Origin of the sequence: Streptomyces sp. NPDC058751 (assembly GCF_042746485.1) — a bacterium.
In the GTDB taxonomy this organism is placed as follows: domain Bacteria; phylum Actinomycetota; class Actinomycetes; order Streptomycetales; family Streptomycetaceae; genus Streptomyces.
Window position 1 is genome coordinate 296551 of the sequence record NZ_JBHYPZ010000001.1, and the last position, 18456, is coordinate 315006.

The following is an 18456-nucleotide window of genomic DNA, read 5'->3' on the forward strand; positions in this document are numbered from 1 at the left end:
CCCGTCCCCCCCTTGCGCGGGTTCCCCCCCCCCGCCCCCCCCGCCCCCCCCCCCCCGCCGGGGCCCCCGGGCCCGCCCCCCCGGGCCCCCACGCCCTATTGGTCTAGACCATGCCGTCCCGGACGCGATGGAAGAATCGTCCCCATGGCGGAAATAATCCAGCGGGACGGCACGTGGATCTTCGACGGCGACACTCTTCGGCTGACCCCGGGACGGGACAAGAACGTCGCTCTGCTGCGCCGGACACTCGGCGAGATCACCGTACCGCTGGGCGCGCTGGCGGGCGTCTCGCTGGAACAGGGCAGGAAGGCCGGACGGCTCAGGCTCCGGCTGCGCGACGGCGCCGACCCGCTGCTCCAGGCGACCGGCGGCAAGCTCACCGAGCCGAACGACCCGTACCAGCTCACGGTGGAGGCCGACCGTCTCGGCGTCGCCGAGTACTTCGTGGACGAGGTGCGGAGCGCGCTGCTCCTCGACCAGGTCCCCTCCGGCCCGGTCGACGGCTATCTGCTGCCCGGCCCCGCGGTCCCGCTGTCCGCGTCCGCGGGTGACGGCACGGCGAGCTTCGACGGCGAGCGCGTACGCCTGGAGTGGAACTGGAAGACGGAGGAGGCGAAGGCCACGGCGGGCACCCGCACCCTCGCCCTCGGCGACATCACGGCCGTCGAGTGGCGGCCCTCGGCCGGGCTGGAGAACGGCTGCCTGCGCTTCACCGTGCGCGGCGCCGACACCAAGGCGCCGCCCAAGTACGACCCCAACTCCGTGGAGCTGTGGGGCTTCAAGCGGGACCCCCTGATGGCGCTGGTCGCGGCGGCCGTACAGGTGAGGCTGCCGCACCCGGCCGCGGCCGGGGACGACCGGCCCGAGAGGGCGCCGGACGGGGAGCCGGCGGCCCTCGCACCGGGGGCCGGGGACACCGACCACGACGTCCTCCTGCGCAGGCTGCGCGAACTGGGCGAGCTGCACAGGGAGGGCGTGCTGACGGACGAGGAGTTCACCCTGGCCAAGCAGGCGGTCCTCAAGCGCCTGTAGCGGCGGACGGACCGGGCGGCCGGAGCGACGCGGGACGGGCGGCCCGCGAACAGCACACCTGGAGAGCTCCGGCAAGGGCCTGCCCGATATCGGGCAGAAATCTTGCGAATGCCCCTCCCGTACTCCAGGATCAACGGGTGCACGACGAACTCGTTGATCATTTGACGCGGTCGACACCCCTGAACCGGGGTGAGGCGCTGCGGGTGGTCCAGGACGTTCTCGCCTACTTCGACGAGACGGCCCAGGAGTTCGTCCGCCGCCGCCACCGCGAGCTCCAGGCCCAGGGCCTGGTGAACGCGTCGATCTTCGAACGGATCGAGGCGGACCTGAGATATCGCGCGGTCGCGCCTCCGGAGTTCACGCTCAGGCAGCTGCGCCGCATCGTTTACGGCTGAGGGAATCTACCTGTATGTGCGGAATCGTCGGATACATCGGCAGGCGTGACGTGACCCCGCTGCTCCTCGAAGGCCTCCAGCGCCTGGAGTACCGCGGCTACGACTCGGCGGGCATAGTCGTGACCTCCCCGAAGTCGGCCGGCCTGAAGATGGTCAAGGCGAAGGGCCGCGTCCGCGACCTGGAGGCGAAGGTCCCCAAGCGCTTCGCCGGCACCACGGGCATCGCCCACACCCGCTGGGCCACGCACGGCGCCCCCTCCGACGTGAACGCGCACCCCCACATGTCCGCCGACTCCAAGGTCGCGGTCGTCCACAACGGCATCATCGACAACGCCTCCGACCTGCGCAAGAAGCTGGAAGCGGACGGCGTCGAGTTCCTCTCCGAGACCGACACCGAGGTCCTCACCCACCTGATCGCCCGCTCCCAGCACGAGAAGCTGGAGGACAAGGTCCGCGAGGCGCTGCGGGTCATCGAGGGCACCTACGGCATCGCGGTGATGCACGCCGACTTCCCCGACCGCATCGTGGTGGCGCGCAACGGCTCCCCCGTCGTGCTCGGCATCGGCGAGAAGGAGATGTTCGTCGCCTCGGACATCGCCGCCCTGGTCACCCACACCCGCCAGATCGTCACGCTGGACGACGGCGAGATGGCCACCCTCAAGGCCGACGACTTCCGGACGTACACCACCGAGGGCACCCGGACGACCTCCGAGCCGACCACCGTCGAGTGGGAGGCCGCCTCCTACGACATGGGCGGCCACGACACGTACATGCACAAGGAGATCCACGAGCAGGTCGAGGCCGTGGACCGCGTGCTGCGCGGCCGGATCGACGACCGGTTCTCCACGGTCCACCTCGGCGGCCTGAACCTGGACGCCCGCGACGCGCGCGCCGTGCGCCGCGTGAAGATCCTCGGCTGCGGCACCTCGTACCACGCGGGCATGATCGGCGCCCAGATGATCGAGGAGCTGGCCCGCATCCCCGCCGACGCCGAGCCGGCCTCCGAGTTCCGCTACCGCAACGCGGTCGTCGACCCCGACACCCTCTACATCGCGGTCTCCCAGTCCGGTGAGACCTACGACGTGCTGGCCGCCGTGCAGGAGCTGAAGCGCAAGGGCGCGCGGGTGCTCGGCGTGGTCAACGTCGTCGGCTCGGCGATCGCCCGCGAGGCGGACGGCGGCATGTACGTGCACGCCGGCCCCGAGGTCTGCGTCGTCTCGACGAAGTGCTTCACCAACACCACCGTCGCCTTCGCCCTGCTCGCCCTGCACCTCGGCCGCACCCGCGACCTGTCGGTCCGCGACGGCAAGCGGATCATCGAGGGCCTGCGCAGGCTCCCCGCCCAGATCGCCGAGATCCTGGAGCAGGAGGACGAGATCAAGAAGCTGGCCGAGCAGTACGCCGAGGCCCGCTCGATGCTCTTCATCGGCCGCGTCCGGGGCTACCCGGTGGCCCGTGAGGCCTCCCTGAAGCTCAAGGAGGTCTCGTACATCCACGCCGAGGCGTACCCGGCCTCGGAGCTCAAGCACGGTCCGCTGGCGCTCATCGAGCCGGCGCTCCCGACCGTCGCGATCGTCCCCGACGACGACCTGCTGGAGAAGAACCGCGCCGCCCTGGAGGAGATCAAGGCCCGCAGCGGCCAGATCCTCGCCGTCGCGCACCAGCACCAGGAGAAGGCCGACCAGACGATCGTCGTCCCGAAGAACGAGGACGAGCTCGACCCGATCCTGATGGGCATCCCGCTCCAGCTCCTCGCATACCACACGGCGCTGACGCTCGGCCGGGACATCGACAAGCCGCGCAACCTCGCCAAGTCGGTCACCGTCGAGTAGCAGACACCCCCGCGGGGCCGGACGGCGGTTCGCCGGCCCCGCCCGCCGCCCGGCACGTCCCTCGCCGGCGGCCTGACGACATGAGCGGTCCCCGTGCGCACCACCCGCGCACGGGGACCGCTCTTCGAGGGGCCGGAGCCGCCCAATACCCCGGCCCGCGCCGGGGTCAGCCGGTGGCCGTCACCCCCCGGCCGGCGGCGCGTCGCGGAAGTGCGGTGGGCCAGTGGGCGAGGGCGGCGGTCGCCGCGTACCAGACGACCGCGCCGGCCGCGACGGCGAACCAGCCGCCGGCCTTGACCGGGCCGGCGCTGTCCGCGAAGCGTCCGACGGCGAGAAGCAGCAGGGAGACGAAGAACAGTCCGTGGGCGCCCCGGCCCAGGGCGTCCCCGCCCGCGAGGGCGAGCGGGAGCACGACGAGCGCGAAGAGCAGCAGGAAGAGTCCCGCCGCGTTGTCGGAGACCTGACCGCCTGCCGAGACGGCCCAGGTGAACCAGAGGGCGCCGAGTGCCGTGAAGGCCGTGCCGTCGGCCGTGTCACGGTCGCGCAGGGCGAGCAGACCGGCGACGAAGAGCGCGACGCCGCCTACGTAGTGGGCCAGTGACACGGCGTCAGCCGCCGTCACCCCGTCGATCAGGTCGGTGTGCCCGAGGCCGAAGGCCAGCAGGGTCACGCCGAGCGCGAGTCTTCCTATGACCGTGGTGGTGCTTCCCGCGGAGACGTCGTTGTCCACGGCGGGCTCCCTTCATGCCTGTGCGGTGGTACTGCGCCGTACCGGCCGCCGCTCGGGACCGGCGTCCCCTATATGCCCTTCACAAAGGCACAAACACCTCTACGCGCGGGTAGGTTCACGCACCGCACGGAGAGCGGGAGGAGCCGGCCCCGGACGAGGGGGCGAGGACGGGGAGGAGGCGCCGGGGAGCGACGGGGGCGGGGCGTCAGGGAGGAGGGTCCGGGAGCGACGGGGCGGGGCGTCGAGGGCGGGCGTCAGGGACGGGCGTCAGGGAATGACGATGACGGGGCGCTTGGCGCGCTTGGCGAGGCGTCCCGCGACGGAGCCGAAGATGCGCCCGACGATGCCGTGCGTGGAGCCCACGACTATCGCGTCCGCCTCGTACTCCCGGCCCACTTCCTCGAGTTCGTGGCAGATGTCGCCGCCGCGCTCGACCAGGATCCAGGGCACCTCGGAGAGGTAGTCGGCGCAGGCGAGTTCGAGCCCCAGCACCTCGGTGCGGTGGTCGGGGACGTCGACGAAGACGGGCGGCTCGCAGCCCGCCCACACCGTGGTGGGCAGCCGGTTGGCCACATGGACGATGATCAGGCCCGAGCTCGAACGGTGGGCCATCCCGATCGCGTAGGCGAGGGCGCGCTCGCTGGACGTCGAACCGTCGAAACCGACGACGACGCCGTGCTTGAAGGCGGGATCGCAGGACTGGCGGGGTTCTTCCGCCGCCAGGGGCTCGGCCGCCGTGGGATCGGCGAGCGGGCGCTTGCGGTCCGCGGGATCGAAGAATTCGTGACCGGCCATGGGTGTCTCGGCGTCTGGATCCTCGTGGTGGGGACGACAACGAACGGCAGAGCTCTGTGTCTGGGAAACATCTTCCCAACCCCATACCCCCAAGGGTACGGCGGCACGCCTCCTCTGCCCAGATCCCGCGCGCCTCGCGCGGCGTTCCAGGGAGCATGCACGAGAGGGTGCCCGTAACGCAATGGTTGCTGCCATGTACAGGTGGTTTGCGCACGGCCTCCCGTGAATTTGCACCGGCCGCCGACGACGGGGAACCCCCTCCCCGGAGGAGACCGGGCGGCCCCCTTCCGGACGCGCACCCCACCCGCCGGGCAGTGACCGGCGGGTCGAACGCGCGTTGAACCGGTCGCAGCCGCCGCGGAGAAGGCACGCCATGGAGATCACACCCCGTGAAGAGCACGGAGAGCGCGGAGAACGTGGAGAGCACGAAGGACACCGGAGCCTCGGGGAGCGGCACGCGCCCGGACCCGGTGCCGCACCCCGCTCCGCCGCGCCCTCCGTCCCACCGGCGCGCCGCGCCCCCTCCCCGGCGCCCGCGCCACCGCCCGGAGCGCGCCCCGGATCGCGATCGGGAACACGCTCCGGTTCGCACGCCCCGCGCGACGGACCCGGTGGGCGAGGTGGTCCGCTGGGCGGCCTTCTGCTGCGTCCTGGTCCCGGTGGTCCTCCTCTGGTACGGCGCCCCGCTCGCCCGCGCGGCCGGTACGGCCCTCGGTCTCGCGGCCGGGACGGGAGCCTGTGTGATCCTGCTGCGCCGGTCCGAACGGGAGGCGGTACGGCAGGCCGGTGAACGGCGGGGCACGTCACGCTCGCGCGCACGTCGGCGCGCCCCGCGGCGGCACGGACGGCACGGGAGGACCGGTCCGGGGCGCGCGGGGAGCGCGGGGGTCACGGGGCGCGGGAGCGGAGCGGGGCCGTGGGTCGGCCCATGGGGCGGCAACGGCACGGGAGTTCACCGAGGCGCACGTCACACCCGGGGGAACTAGCCGGTCGACTGACCGGTTTGCGCGTACACCTACGTTTGTTTTCAGCCAACTTCCGGCAGTGGCGCATCCCTTGCTCGAACGACCCCTCAACCCCCGTTCGACCTGCACCTAAAGGGGTACGGAGGGCTCGCGCACCCTACGTGGATTGGCCACTGCCGGAAGGCGCACTTCCCTGCGGCGCCCACGAGTGCAACGCTTCGTGATCGAATGCTTCACGCCAAGTTGCCATGTCGACATTCTGCGGAGTATCGAACTGGTCACCTCGGCGCCACAGGACGCAGTAGATTCGATCTTGTCTTACGGCGGGGGACTCGTGCAGGACCGAGGGGAAACGTGCAGGAGCGACACAACCGAGGAGCCGCGACCACCGAGGGGGGCTTAGCAGGATGAGCCACGACTCCACTGCCGCGCCGGAAACCGCGGCCCGGAAACTGTCCGGGCGACGCCGCAAGGAGATCGTCGCGGTGCTGCTGTTCAGCGGCGGCCCCATTTTCGAGAGTTCCATTCCGCTGTCGGTGTTCGGGATTGACCGCCAGGACGCCGGCGTGCCGCGCTACCGCCTTCTGGTGTGCGCCGGCGAGGACGGCCCGCTGCGGACCACAGGGGGCCTGGAACTCACCGCACCACACGGCCTGGAAGCGATCTCCAGGGCAGGCACGGTCGTCGTGCCCGCCTGGCGGTCGATCACCTCGCCGCCACCGGAGGAGGCGCTCGACGCACTGCGCCGGGCCCACGAGGAAGGCGCCCGCATAGTCGGGCTGTGCACCGGCGCCTTCGTGCTCGCCGCGGCCGGTTTACTGGACGGCCGTCCGGCGACCACCCACTGGATGTACGCGCCGACGCTGGCCAAGCGCTATCCGTCGGTGCACGTCGACCCCCGCGAGCTCTTCGTGGACGACGGCGACGTACTGACGTCGGCGGGCACGGCGGCCGGAATCGATCTCTGTCTCCACATCGTGCGGACGGACCACGGCAACGAGGCGGCCGGCGCACTCGCCCGGCGTCTGGTGGTCCCGCCGCGTCGCAGCGGAGGCCAGGAGCGCTATCTCGACCGGTCACTGCCGGAGGAGATCGGCGCCGACCCCCTCGCGGAGGTCGTCGCCTGGGCGCTGGAGCACCTCCACGAGCAGTTCGACGTCGAGACGCTGGCGGCTCGCGCCTACATGAGCCGCCGCACCTTCGACCGCCGGTTCCGCTCGCTCACCGGAAGCGCTCCCCTGCAGTGGCTGATCACCCAGCGCGTCCTGCAGGCGCAGCGTCTCCTGGAGACGTCCGACTACTCGGTCGACGAGGTCGCGGGCCGCTGCGGCTTCCGTTCGCCGGTCGCGCTGCGGGGCCACTTCCGGCGCCAGCTCGGCTCGTCCCCGGCCGCGTACCGGGCGGCGTACCGCGCCCGCAGGCCGCAGGCCGACCGGTCCGCGGACGCGGACGGCCCGACGGGTCCGGTCGGACCGCCGCCGTCACTGCACCAGGAGCACTCGGGCCCGGTCCCGATGCAGACCCGCCGCACCGCGGCGGCCGGCCTGGGCGCGGCGGCGTCGCTCTCCGCGGAGGCCCTGCGCGAGCGCGCGGAGCTGTACACCGCGGGCAGGCCGAGCCTGCCGGGCCAGCGCAGCGCGCCGTAGTCCGCCGGCCGCAGGACGCCGTGGCCCGCCGGCAGGTGGCGCGCCGCGGTCCGTCGGCGGCAGGACGCGCGGGGCCCGCACCTTCGGGTGCGGGCCCCTTCGCGCGCGGTCCCGTGCCCGGCGCGATCCACCGTCACGGCGGGACGCACGGGAGGGTTGACCGGAGGGGACGGGCCGTAGGGTGAGACACATGAACGATCGCATGGTGTGGATCGACTGCGAGATGACAGGACTCTCGCTGTCGGATGACGCGCTCATCGAAGTGGCCGCGCTGGTCACGGACTCTGAGCTGAACGTGCTCGGCGAAGGGGTGGACATCGTGATCCGCCCGCCGGACGCGGCCCTGGAGACGATGCCGGACGTGGTGCGCCAGATGCACACGGCCTCCGGCCTGCTGGAGGAGCTCGCCGGGGGGACGACCCTGGCGGACGCCGAGGAGCAGGTCCTCTCCTATGTACGTGAACACGTCAAGGAGCCGGGCAAGGCGCCGCTCTGCGGGAACTCCGTCGGGACGGACCGCGGTTTCCTGCTGCGCGACATGCCGACGCTGGAGGACTACCTCCACTACCGCATCGTGGACGTGTCCTCCGTCAAGGAGCTGGCCCGCCGCTGGTATCCCCGGGCGTACTTCAACAGCCCGGAGAAGAACGGCAACCACCGGGCCCTGGCCGACATCCGCGAGTCCATCGCCGAGCTCCGCTACTACCGCGAGGCGATCTTCGTCCCGCAGCCCGGCCCCGACTCGGACACCGCCCGCTCCATCGCGGCCAAGCACGTCCTGCCCATCGAATAGGCCTTTGACGGGGCCCCGGCGGGCCCCGGAAAAAGGTGTGCACGAGCACCCCTCGGGACCCTGTACACTTTTTCTCGGCCGGTCAGAGAAAAACTCGAAGACCGGACATGGTGGGTGTAGCTCAGTTGGTAGAGCACCTGGTTGTGGTCCAGGTGGCCGCGGGTTCAAGTCCCGTCACTCACCCTGATCGATCAGCCGGTGACCTTGCGAAAAGGTCACCGGCTGATCGCGTTCCCGGCCCCGTTCCGGCTTCCTCCCGGCCCCGTCCCGGACGCCACGGCACCGAAACCGACCGGGACGCCGCCCCGGAGCGCCGCACGCCGTCGCGGAACCCCCGCCTCCACCGCCGCCCCGGGGCCCCGAGGCCCCGGAACGACGAAGCCCGCCCCGGTGCGCCGGGGCGGGGCGGGGCGGGCTCGTCGTCCGGAACGGGGACCGGCCCGTGCGGGCCTCAGGACGAGTCCCGCACCACCAGTTCCGCGGGCAGCACGAGCTGCCGCCTCTCCAGCCCGCGGGAGGCCACGGGGCGGCGGTCCGCGATCTCGCCGAGCAGGAGGTCGATCATGGCCCGGCCCATCTCCTCGATGGGCTGGCGGACGCTGGTCAGGGGCGGATCCATGTGACGGGCTATGGCGGAGTCGTCGTACCCGATGAGCGCCACGTCGTCCGGGATGCGCCGGCCGCTCTCGCGCAGCACCTGGCGGGCGCCCGCGGCCATGACGTCGGAGCCGGCGAACACCGCGTCGAGGTCGGGGAAGCGCTCGAGGAGCAGGGTCATCGCCCGCCGCCCCCCTTCCTCGGTGAAGTCGCCGGGGACGATCAGCCGCTCGTCCACCTCGCGGCCCGCGTCCCGCAGGCCCTGGCGGTAGCCGTCGACGCGCCGCTGGGCGCCGTAGACGTCCATCCGGCCCGCGAGGTGGCCGATCCTGGTGCGGCCGCGCGAGACGAGGTGCTCCACGGCCGCGCGCCCGCCGCCGTAGTTGTCGGAGTCCACCGAGGGAAGCGTCTCCTCCGCCGAGCGCCGGCCGCTGATCACGGCCGGGATCTCCAGCTGGGAGAGCAGGTCGGGGAGCGGGTCGTCGGCGTGCACGGAGACCAGCAGGACACCGTCGACGCGGTGCGCCGCCAGGTACTGGGCCAGGCGCTGCCGCTCCCGGTCGCTGCCCGCGAATATCAACAGCAACTGCATCTCGGTCTCGGAGAGTTCGGCACCGACACCGCGCAGCATGTCCGAGAAGTACGGTTCCGCGAAGAAACGCGTCTCCGGTTCGGGGACGACCAGGGCGATCGCGTCCGTGCGGTTGGCCGCGAGGGCGCGGGCCGCCGTGTTCGGGACATAGCCGAGCTCCGCGACCGCCGCCTCGACCGCGGCCCTGGTCGCGTCACTGACCCGCGGCGAGCCGTTGATCACCCGGGAGACCGTGCCACGGCCCACTCCCGCACGCGCGGCCACCTCTTCGAGGGTCGGCCGCCCACCGCTACGGCCCCGCGCTCCGTGGACTGCCATGGCTTCCGCCTCCCGTCGACACCGATCTGGCCTGGAATCTAACAGCCCCGCCCGGCGGGACTCGCGCCACTCGGCCGCAGCCCGGGAGGCGCCATCTCGCGGACGGCCGCCCCCGGGACGACGGACGGACCATGAGACGCTTCCGGCCATGTGGCGGAATGACATCTTCAGCTAACGGGCCGATAACTGAACGCATCTCTCCGCGTTCACACCCTTGACACCCCCGCCCGGACCGGCGACTCTTCAACACATCACCTGTGGGAGCGCTCCCACAGTACCTGACACATACACATCCCGCACGTTCCCCGCCCGAGCCGCAGCGAGAAACAACGGGCGCCACCAATGCAGTTGGCCGGGGGGTCGGCACGTCAGGCAACAGGAGGACGCAATGCGCACGAGTACCCGCCGGTCCCGCAGGCTGGGGGCCATCGCGGTCGTCGCCGCGCTGGCAACGGGACTGCTGGCCGGCTGTTCGAGCGACCCGGACGACGGCTCGTCCGACGCGAACGACGGTGGCAGCGGCAAGGGCAAGACGACCCTGACCATAGGCACCTTCGGCGTCTTCGGATACAAGCAGGCCGGCCTCTACGACGAGTACACGAAGCTCCACCCCGAGATCTCCATCAAGGAGAACGTCACCACCCGCACCGACGTCTACTGGCCCAAGACGCTCACCCGTCTGCAGGCCGGCTCCGGCACCGACGACATCCAGGCGATCGAGGTCGGCAACGTCGCCGAGGCCGTCCAGACCCAGGCCGACAAGTTCGTCGACCTCGGCAAGGAGGTCGACAAGTCGCAGTGGCTGGACTGGAAGACCTCCCAGGCCACCACCAAGGACGGCAAGACGATCGGGCTCGGCACCGACATCGGTCCCATGGCGATCTGCTACCGCAAGGACCTCTTCGAGAAGGCCGGTCTGGAGACCGACCGCACCAAGCTCGCCGCGCAGTGGAAGGGCGACTGGTCCAAGTACGTCGCCGTCGGCAAGGACTACATGAAGAAGGCGCCCAGCGGCACCAAGTTCGTGGACTCCGCCTCCTCGGTGTACAACGCGGCCCTCGGCGGCGGCAGCGAGCGGTACTACGACAAGGACGGCAACGTCATCTGGGACAAGTCCAAGGGCGTGAAGCAGGCCTGGAGCGCCGCGATGGCCGTGGCGACCAGCGACATGTCGGCGAAGCTGAAGCAGTTCGACCCGACGTGGGACCAGGGCTACGCCAAGGGCTCGTTCGCGACCGTGGCCTGCCCCGCCTGGATGATGGGCTACATCCAGGAGAAGTCCGGTGACGCGGGCAAGGGCAAGTGGGACGTGGCGGCCGCGCCGACCGCGGCCAACTGGGGCGGTTCGTTCATCGGTGTCCCGGTGGCGGGCAAGCACCAGAAGGAGGCCGTCGCGCTGGCGAAGTGGCTGACCGCCCCCGAGCAGCAGGCGAAGGTCTTCGCCAAGCAGGCCAGCTTCCCGTCGACCCCGTCGGCCTACTCGAGCCTGAAGCCGGCCGCCGCCACCACGGAGTACTTCTCGAACGCGCCGATCACGCAGATCTTCGGCGACTCGGCGAACACCATCCCGGTCCAGTACTTCGGCACCAAGGACCAGCCGATCAACACCGCTCTGACCGACGTCGGCATCCTCCAGGTCGAGCAGAAGGGCAAGTCCCCCGCCCAGGGCTGGAGCGCGGCGAAGGCAGAGATCAAGGACGTGCTCGGCCAGTGACCAGCTCCAAGCAGGCTCTCGCGCATCCCGCGACGAGCGCCGACGCCGCGCCCGGCTCCCAGCCGGGCGCGGCCCGGGGCGCTCAGGGTCGCGGTACGCCGCCGCAGGACCCGGGTTCCTGGCGCAGCCGGCTGTACCGCTGGGACATGAAGGCGTCCCCGTACGCATTCATCGCCCCCTTCTTCATCATCTTCGGGGCCTTCGGGCTCGTACCGCTGCTCTACACCGCCTGGTACTCGCTGCACAATGTGCAGCTCTCCGGGCTCGACCACCAGACCTGGGTGGGTCTGGACAACTACAAGAACCTGCTGTCCTCGGAGTTCTTCTGGAACGCCCTGGGGAACACCTTCACCATCGGTGTGATCTCCACGGTTCCCCAGCTGCTCATGGCGCTCGGGATCGCCCACCTGCTCAACTACCGGCTCCGCGGCTCGACCGTGTGGCGGGTCGTGATGCTCACCCCGTACGCCACCTCGGTGGCGGCGGCGACGCTCGTCTTCACGCTGCTGTACTCGTGGGACGGCGGCATGATCAACTGGCTGCTGCACTTCGTCGGGGTCGACCCGATCAACTGGCGCGAGTCCGACTGGGGCGGCCAGTTCGCCGTCTCCTCGATCGTCATCTGGCGCTGGACCGGCTACAACGCGCTGATCTACCTCGCGGCGATGCAGGCGATCCCCACGGACCTGTACGAGTCGGCCGCCCTCGACGGCGCCGGCCGCTGGCAGCAGTTCCGCCACGTGACGATCCCCATGCTGCGGCCGACGATCCTGTTCACGGTGGTCGTGTCCACGATCGGCGCGACCCAGCTCTTCGGTGAACCGCTCCTGTTCGGCGGGGTCAGCGGCTCGAAGGGCGGCTCCGCCCACCAGTACCAGACGCTCGGCCTGTACATGTACGACCAGGGCTGGGGCATCGGCAACCTCGGCAAGGCGTCGGCGATCGCGTGGACGATGTTCCTGATCCTGCTGATCATCGCCGCGGTCAACCTGCTGATCACCCGATGGCTGAGGAAATCCCAATGACCACGACCGAACTGACCCCTGACCAGGAACGGGCGAAGACCGCCGCGGACGGCCGGAACCCCGGACGCCGCCGGGTGCTCGGCGCGGGCAAGCAGCTCCACGCCGGTCCGGTCACCTACGTAGTCCTGGCCCTCTTCGCCCTGGTCTCGCTCGCCCCGCTGGTCTGGACGGCCATCGCGGCCTCGCGCAACAACACCCGGCTGGCGCAGTCGCCGCCGCCGCTGTGGTTCGGCGGGAACCTGTTCAAGAACCTGGAGGCCGCCTGGGACCAGGCCGGACTCGGCACCGCGATGATCAACTCCACGATCGTCGCCGGCACCATCACGATCGGCACGGTCGTGTTCTCCACGCTCGCCGGGTTCGCGTTCGCCAAGCTGAAGTTCAAGTTCTCCGGGCTCCTGCTGCTGCTGACCATCGGCACGATGATGATCCCGCCGCAGCTCGCCGTCGTGCCGCTGTACCTGTGGATGAGCGACCTGGGCTGGTCCAACCAGCTCCAGACGGTCATCCTGCCCACCCTGGTGAGCGCCTTCGGCACGTTCTTCATGCGCCAGTACCTGGTGCAGGCCCTGCCCTCCGAGCTCATCGAGGCGGCACGGGTGGACGGCGCGAACAGTCTGCGCGTGGTGTGGCACGTCGTCTTCCCGGCGGCACGCCCCGCCATGGCGGTGCTCGGCCTGCTGACGTTCGTGATGGCCTGGAACGACTTCCTGTGGCCGATCATCGCCCTGAACCAGCAGAACCCGACGGTTCAGGTCGCCCTCAACTCGCTGGGCACCGGCTACATCCCCGACCAGGCCGTCATCATGGCGGGCGCGCTGCTCGGCACGCTGCCGCTGCTCATCGCCTTCCTCCTGTTCGGCAAGCAGATCGTGGGCGGGATCATGCAGGGCGCGGTCAAGGGCTGACCGCCCCGCAGGGGGCCGGGCCACCGCCGCCTCGGCCCCTCAGCCCCGCCTCCACCTTCCCCATCTCCAACTCGTCGGTCTTCACGACCCCCTTGGGAGCGCTTCCATGCCTGAGCCCGCAACGCCCGTGACTTTTCCTCCGGCCTTCCTCTGGGGTGCGGCTACCTCCGCCTACCAGATCGAGGGCGCGGTACGGGAGGACGGCCGCACGCCGTCGATCTGGGACACCTTCAGCCACACCCCTGGCAAGACGGCGGGCGGCGAACACGGTGACATCGCTGTCGACCACTACCACCGCTACCGCGACGACGTGGCCATGATGGCGGACCTCGGCCTCGGCGCGTACCGCTTCTCCGTCTCCTGGTCCCGGGTGCAGCCCACCGGCCGGGGCCCCGCCGTCCAGCGCGGCCTGGACTTCTACCGCCGACTGGTCGACGAGCTGCTGTCGAAGGGCATCAAGCCGGCCGTCACCCTCTACCACTGGGACCTGCCGCAGGAGCTGGAGGACGCGGGCGGCTGGCCGGAGCGCGAGACGGCGCTGCGCTTCGCGGAGTACGCGCAGATCGTGGGCGAGGCGCTGGGCGACCGCGTCGAGCAGTGGATCACGCTGAACGAGCCCTGGTGCAGCGCCTTCCTGGGCTACGGCTCCGGTGTGCACGCCCCCGGCCGGACGGACCCGGTGGCGGCGCTGCGCGCGGCCCACCACCTGAACCTCGCGCACGGGCTCGGCACGTCGGCGCTGCGTTCCGTGATGCCGTCCCGCAACTCGGTGGCGGTGAGCCTCAACTCCTGCCCGATCCGGCCGCTCTCGCAGGACCCGGCGGACCTGGCCGCGGTCCAGCGCATCGACGACCTGGCCAACGGCGTCTTCCACGGCCCGATGCTGCACGGCGCCTACCCGCAGAGCCTGTTCACGGCGACCCGGTCGATCACCGACTGGTCGTACGTCCAGGACGGCGACCTCGCGCTGATCCACCAGCCGCTGGACGCCCTCGGCCTCAACTACTACACGCCGACGCTGGTGTCGGCCGCCACCGCCCCCACCGACGGCCCGCGCGCGGACGGTCACGGCTCGAGCTCGCACTCCCCCTGGCCGGGCGCGGACGACGTCATGTTCCACCAGACCCCGGGCGAGCGCACGGAGATGGGCTGGACGATCGAGCCGCAGGGGCTGCACGACCTGATCATGCGGTACACCCGTGAGGCTCCGGGTCTGCCCCTGTACATCACGGAGAACGGCGCGGCCTACGACGACAAGCCGGACCCGGACGGCCGTGTCCACGACCCCGAGCGTGTCGCCTACCTGCACGGCCACCTGTCCGCCGTGCACCGCGCGATCGCCGACGGGGCGGACGTCCGCGGCTACTTCCTGTGGTCCCTGCTGGACAACTTCGAGTGGGCCTACGGCTACGAGAAGCGCTTCGGCGCGGTCTACGTCGACTACGCGACCCAGGTCCGCACCCCGAAGTCGAGTGCCCACTGGTACGGCCAGGCGGCCCGCACGGGAACGCTGGCACCGGTGACGCCCGCCGAGTAGGGCGGACCCGAGGACACGGGGGACACGGGGAACGGGGCGCGGCACCCGAGGGGGGTGCCGCGCCCCGTCACGTTCGCGGGCACCCCGGGCCGGCTAGGGCACGTCCTGGCGGACGAGCCCCGCGACGATCGTGGTCAAGGTCCGCTCCACCACCGCGTCGCGCTGGTCCGGGGGCAGGAGGGCCAGCGGGCCGTCGAGGATGAGCAGGGACAGGCCGTGCACGGTCGACCAGGCGGCGGCCTCGGCGGCGGGGCGGTTCTCCGGCCGCATCCGGCCGGTCGCGACGAGGGCGTCGAGGGTGTCGGAGAGTTCCCTGAACGCGGCGAACTCGGCCCCGGCGCCGGGCGCCTCGATGCCGGTGAAGTCGTGCTCGACCGCCGCGGCGGTGCGGCAGAAGGCGGTGCGGTAGAGGCCCGGGTGCTCGATCGCGAAGCGGACGTAGCCGCGCCCGATGGCCTCGGTCCTGCGCACCGCCGCCTCGCCCGGGTCCTCCGACGCGGGCAGGGCGCGTACGGCCTCCTTCATCGAGGCGGTGAGCGCCTGCTGGCCGTGGCTCTTGACCTCCTCGAGCAGTTCGCCCTGCCCCTCGAAGTGACGGTAGGCGGCGGTGGGCGACACACCGACGCTGCGGGCGGCCTCCCGTAGCACGACCCGCTCCGGGCCGCCCTCCGCGGCGAGTTCGACCGCGGCCTCGATCAGGGCGTTGCGCAGATCGCCGTGGTGGTACCGCGCCCTGCCCGCGCCGGCCCGCCCACGGGTCCCCGCCTTCCCCCGGCCGCCGCCGTCGGCCTTCGGACCGGCGTCCGCGGCGGAACCGGTGTCCGTACCGGAGCCGATGTCCGCACCGGAACCGGCGTCCGCGCCAAAGGAGTCGGTGCCGCCCCCGACCGACGGGTCACCGCCGGTGTCCGTTCTGCCGCCCGCGATCGATTCCATGACTCCATCCTGCCCGAACCGGCGGTTCCGCCCGCACCCCCGTCCGTCCTTCCGTCCCTGCCGCCACCTTCGAAGTTGACGCCGTTAACATCCTATGCCATCGTCGATGTTAACGGCGTAAACATCCGGAGGCGATCATCGTGTTCGACCGCATCGCACAACTGGCCCTCCATCGGAGCCGGCTTCTGCTCGCCCTCGCCGCGGTGGCCGTGGTCGCCATGGCGGCCGTCGGCCTCGGGGCCTTCGGCAAGCTCCAGAGCGGCGGCTTCGAGGACCCGAGCGCGCCCTCGGCCCGCGCGCAGACCCTCATCGACCAGAAGTTCGGCGGAGAGAGCAACCTCGTCCTGCTCGCCCGGCCCGACGACGGCGGGACCGTCGGCTCCCCCGCCGCCGAACGAGCCGGGCGCGACCTGACCTCCCGGCTCAAGGACGAACCCGCCCTGTCGAACGTGATCTCGTACTGGGACACCGGTGCCTCCGCCCTGACCTCCCGGGACGGCAGGCAGGCCCTCGTACTGGCCCATGTGAAAGGGGACGACACCGAGCGGGGCGACAACGCCTCGGTGATCATCGACCGGTACACGGGTGACCACGGCGGACTGACCGTGCGGGCCGGCGGCGAGGCCGCGGTCGGCGACGAGGTGCCCACCCAGGTCGCCGAGGACCTGGCGGTGGCCGAGGCCATCGCCGTACCGCTGATCCTCGTCCTGCTGGTGATCGCCTTCGGCAGCGTCGTCGCGGCACTGCTCCCGCTGGCCGTCGGGCTGATCGCGATCGTCGGCACCTTCGCCGAGCTCTACGTCCTGGGCAGCCTCACCAGCGTGTCGGTGTTCTCGATCAACCTCACCACCGCGCTGGGGCTGGGCCTCGGCATCGACTACGCGCTGCTCATGATCAGCCGGTTCCGCGAACACCTCGCGGAGGGGGCCGAGATCCCGGACGCCCTGCGGCACACGGTCCGCACCGCCGGACGCACCATCACCTTCTCCGCCGCGACCGTCGCCGCCGCGCTCGCCGCGCTGCTGGTCTTCCCGCAGTTCTTCCTGCGCTCCTTCGCCTACGCGGGCATCGGCGTGGTGGCCGTCGCCGCCCTGAGCGCGCTGTTCGTCATGCCGGCCCTGCTCGCCCTGCTGGGCCACCGCATCAACAAGGGCCGTCTGCCCTGGGCGAGCACGGTACGCAGCGCCGAGGCCCCGCTGTGGGCCAGGCTGTCCCGCACGGTGATGCGCAGGCCCGCCCTGACCGCGCTGCCGGTCCTGGCCGTCCTGCTGCTCGCGGCCTCCCCGCTGCTCGGCGTCGTCTTCGGCACACCCGACGAACGGGTCCTGCCCGAGAGCGCGCAGAGCCGGCAGGTCGCCACCGCCGTACAGCACGGCTTCACCGGCAGCGACGAGTCGGCGGTGCAGATCGTGACCACGGGTCCGGTGTCACGCGGCGAGCTGAGCGCGTACGCGACCACGCTGTCGCGGCTCGACGGCGCGGCCCGCGTCGAGACCTCCGCAGGTGTCCACACCGACGGCCGCTCGGCTCCGCCCGGACCCGGCGCCGCCGCGCTCGGCCGCCCCGACGCCCAGCGGATCACCGTCGTCACCGGCCTCACTCCCAAGTCGGACGAGGCCCAGGACCTGGTCGAGGCGGTACGGGCGGTCCCCGCGCCCGGCGGGACCGAGGCACTGGTCGGCGGCACGGACGCCCGGCTGGTCGACTCCAAGTCCTCGATCGCCGACCGGCTCCCGGCCGCGATCGCCCTGGTGGCGGGCAGCACCTTCGTGATCCTGTTCCTCTTCACCGGCAGCGTGGTCCAGCCCCTGCGGGCCCTGGTCCTGAACGCCGTCAGTCTCACCGCGGCCATCGGCGTGATGGTGTGGATCTTCCAGGACGGTCACCTGTCCTCCCTGCTCGGCTTCACGCCGCAGCCGATGGACACCTCGATGACCGTGCTGATGTTCTGCATCGCCTTCGGTCTGTCCATGGACTACGAGGTGTTCGTGACCAGCCGCATCAAGGAACTCCACGACGCGGGCGCCGACACCGGGACCGCGGTCACGAGCGGGCTCTCGCACACCGGCCGGATCGTGACCATGGCCGCCGGACTGCTCGCCGTGAGCTTCTTCGCCTTCGGCACCTCCCACGTCAGCTTCATCCAGATGTTCGGCCTCGGCAGCGGTCTGGCGATCCTGATCGACGCGGTGGCCGTACGAGGGGTGCTGGTCCCGGCCGCCATGCGGCTGCTGGGCGGCGCCGCCTGGTACGCGCCGAAGCCCCTGCGCTCGGTGCACGCCCGGTTCGGCCTCAGCGACGGCCCGCCCCCCGAGGACGCGCCGGCCGCCGCCCCCGGACGGTCACCCGCGGGGGTCCGACCGCCCCAGCTCGAACCAGGTCGCCTTGCCCCGCCCCGGCCCGTGCCCGCACACACCCCAGGCGTCGGCGCCCCTGGAGATCAGCTGTATCCCCCGGCCCCCTCCTCATCGGGGCCGGGGGATGGCAACTGTTACCAGTCGACTGCGCGTAAGTGTGTTCTGGCATGTGTGAGTGAGTGTCGGCGGTCTTCACTCGTAGAGGAAACGGGAGTTCTTATCTCGAATGCGTGACCTCGTTGGATGGTGGTCGTTGGGTGGGGTGACGGATCGTTCGGGCCGGA

The 18456-nt window shown here is 71.3% G+C and carries 14 protein-coding genes and 1 tRNA gene; 11 read left to right on the forward strand and 4 right to left on the reverse strand.

Annotated features, from left to right (window positions below):
• The first annotated feature begins 144 nt into the window (after positions 1-144).
• The 3 genes from ACFW6B_RS01235 to glmS all read left to right on the forward strand — a co-directional run bounded on the left by ACFW6B_RS01235 (position 145) and on the right by glmS (position 3259).
• Positions 145-1032, forward strand: a complete 888-nt coding sequence (locus tag ACFW6B_RS01235; RefSeq protein ID WP_386591191.1) for a DUF4429 domain-containing protein — start codon at positions 145-147, stop codon at positions 1030-1032.
• Positions 1033-1169: 137 nt separating this feature from the next.
• Positions 1170-1427, forward strand: coding sequence for a hypothetical protein (locus ACFW6B_RS01240; protein ID WP_386591192.1), 258 nt, complete (start codon positions 1170-1172; stop codon positions 1425-1427).
• A 14-nt stretch (positions 1428-1441) separates the two neighbouring features.
• Positions 1442-3259: a glutamine--fructose-6-phosphate transaminase (isomerizing) gene (gene glmS / locus ACFW6B_RS01245; protein ID WP_386591193.1), complete on the forward strand. Its 1818-nt coding sequence runs from the start codon at positions 1442-1444 to the stop codon at positions 3257-3259.
• A 166-nt stretch (positions 3260-3425) separates the two neighbouring features.
• On the opposite strand, the gene ACFW6B_RS01250 is transcribed toward glmS, so the two are convergent.
• Together ACFW6B_RS01250 and ACFW6B_RS01255 are read right to left on the reverse strand one after the other, a co-directional pair.
• Positions 3426-3989, reverse strand: coding sequence for a GPR1/FUN34/YaaH family transporter (locus ACFW6B_RS01250; RefSeq protein WP_386591194.1), 564 nt, complete (start codon positions 3987-3989; stop codon positions 3426-3428).
• Positions 3990-4256: 267 nt separating this feature from the next.
• On the reverse strand, positions 4257-4784 hold the full coding sequence (locus ACFW6B_RS01255; protein WP_386591195.1) for a universal stress protein: 528 nt from the start codon (positions 4782-4784) through the stop codon (positions 4257-4259).
• A gap of 1372 nt (positions 4785-6156) precedes the next feature.
• Here ACFW6B_RS01255 and ACFW6B_RS01260 point away from each other — a divergent pair.
• The 3 genes from ACFW6B_RS01260 (at position 6157) to ACFW6B_RS01270 (ending at position 8371) form a co-directional block, all read left to right on the forward strand.
• A complete protein-coding gene (locus ACFW6B_RS01260) occupies positions 6157-7395 on the forward strand; it encodes a helix-turn-helix domain-containing protein (RefSeq protein WP_386591196.1) in 1239 nt (412 codons plus the stop codon).
• Positions 7396-7585: 190 nt separating this feature from the next.
• Positions 7586-8188 carry an oligoribonuclease gene (orn, locus tag ACFW6B_RS01265; RefSeq protein ID WP_386591197.1) on the forward strand — a complete coding sequence of 201 codons (603 nt, stop codon included), beginning with the start codon at positions 7586-7588 and terminating at the stop codon, positions 8186-8188.
• Positions 8189-8298: 110 nt separating this feature from the next.
• Positions 8299-8371 (forward strand) — tRNA-His (locus tag ACFW6B_RS01270).
• A 268-nt stretch (positions 8372-8639) separates the two neighbouring features.
• Here the strand turns inward: ACFW6B_RS01270 and ACFW6B_RS01275 are convergent.
• Positions 8640-9695: a LacI family DNA-binding transcriptional regulator gene (locus ACFW6B_RS01275; RefSeq protein ID WP_386591198.1), complete on the reverse strand. Its 1056-nt coding sequence runs from the start codon at positions 9693-9695 to the stop codon at positions 8640-8642.
• Between the two features lie 388 nt (positions 9696-10083).
• On the opposite strand from ACFW6B_RS01275, the gene ACFW6B_RS01280 reads away from it, so the two are divergent.
• From ACFW6B_RS01280 to ACFW6B_RS01295, 4 genes are all read left to right on the forward strand, one after another.
• The gene (locus tag ACFW6B_RS01280; protein ID WP_386591199.1) at positions 10084-11409 is read left to right on the forward strand and encodes an extracellular solute-binding protein; all 1326 of its coding nucleotides are present in this window, start codon (positions 10084-10086) and stop codon (positions 11407-11409) included.
• Complete coding sequence (locus ACFW6B_RS01285; RefSeq protein ID WP_386591200.1) at positions 11406-12434, forward strand: carbohydrate ABC transporter permease; 1029 nt, start codon at positions 11406-11408, stop codon at positions 12432-12434. The genes ACFW6B_RS01280 and ACFW6B_RS01285 overlap by 4 nt, the downstream gene beginning before the upstream one ends.
• A complete protein-coding gene (locus ACFW6B_RS01290) occupies positions 12431-13342 on the forward strand; it encodes a carbohydrate ABC transporter permease (RefSeq protein ID WP_386591201.1) in 912 nt (303 codons plus the stop codon). The genes ACFW6B_RS01285 and ACFW6B_RS01290 overlap by 4 nt, the downstream gene beginning before the upstream one ends.
• A 106-nt stretch (positions 13343-13448) precedes the next feature.
• Entirely contained in the window at positions 13449-14879 is a 1431-nt protein-coding gene (locus ACFW6B_RS01295) for a GH1 family beta-glucosidase (protein WP_386591202.1), read from the forward strand.
• A gap of 93 nt (positions 14880-14972) precedes the next feature.
• Here ACFW6B_RS01295 and ACFW6B_RS01300 read toward each other — a convergent pair whose 3' ends face one another.
• Positions 14973-15815, reverse strand: coding sequence for a TetR/AcrR family transcriptional regulator (locus tag ACFW6B_RS01300; RefSeq protein WP_386591203.1), 843 nt, complete (start codon positions 15813-15815; stop codon positions 14973-14975).
• 140 nt (positions 15816-15955) lie between these two features.
• Between ACFW6B_RS01300 and ACFW6B_RS01305 the strand changes: the two genes are divergently transcribed.
• On the forward strand, positions 15956-18406 hold the full coding sequence (locus ACFW6B_RS01305) for an MMPL family transporter (RefSeq protein ID WP_386591204.1): 2451 nt from the start codon (positions 15956-15958) through the stop codon (positions 18404-18406).
• The last annotated feature ends 50 nt before the right edge of the window (positions 18407-18456 follow it).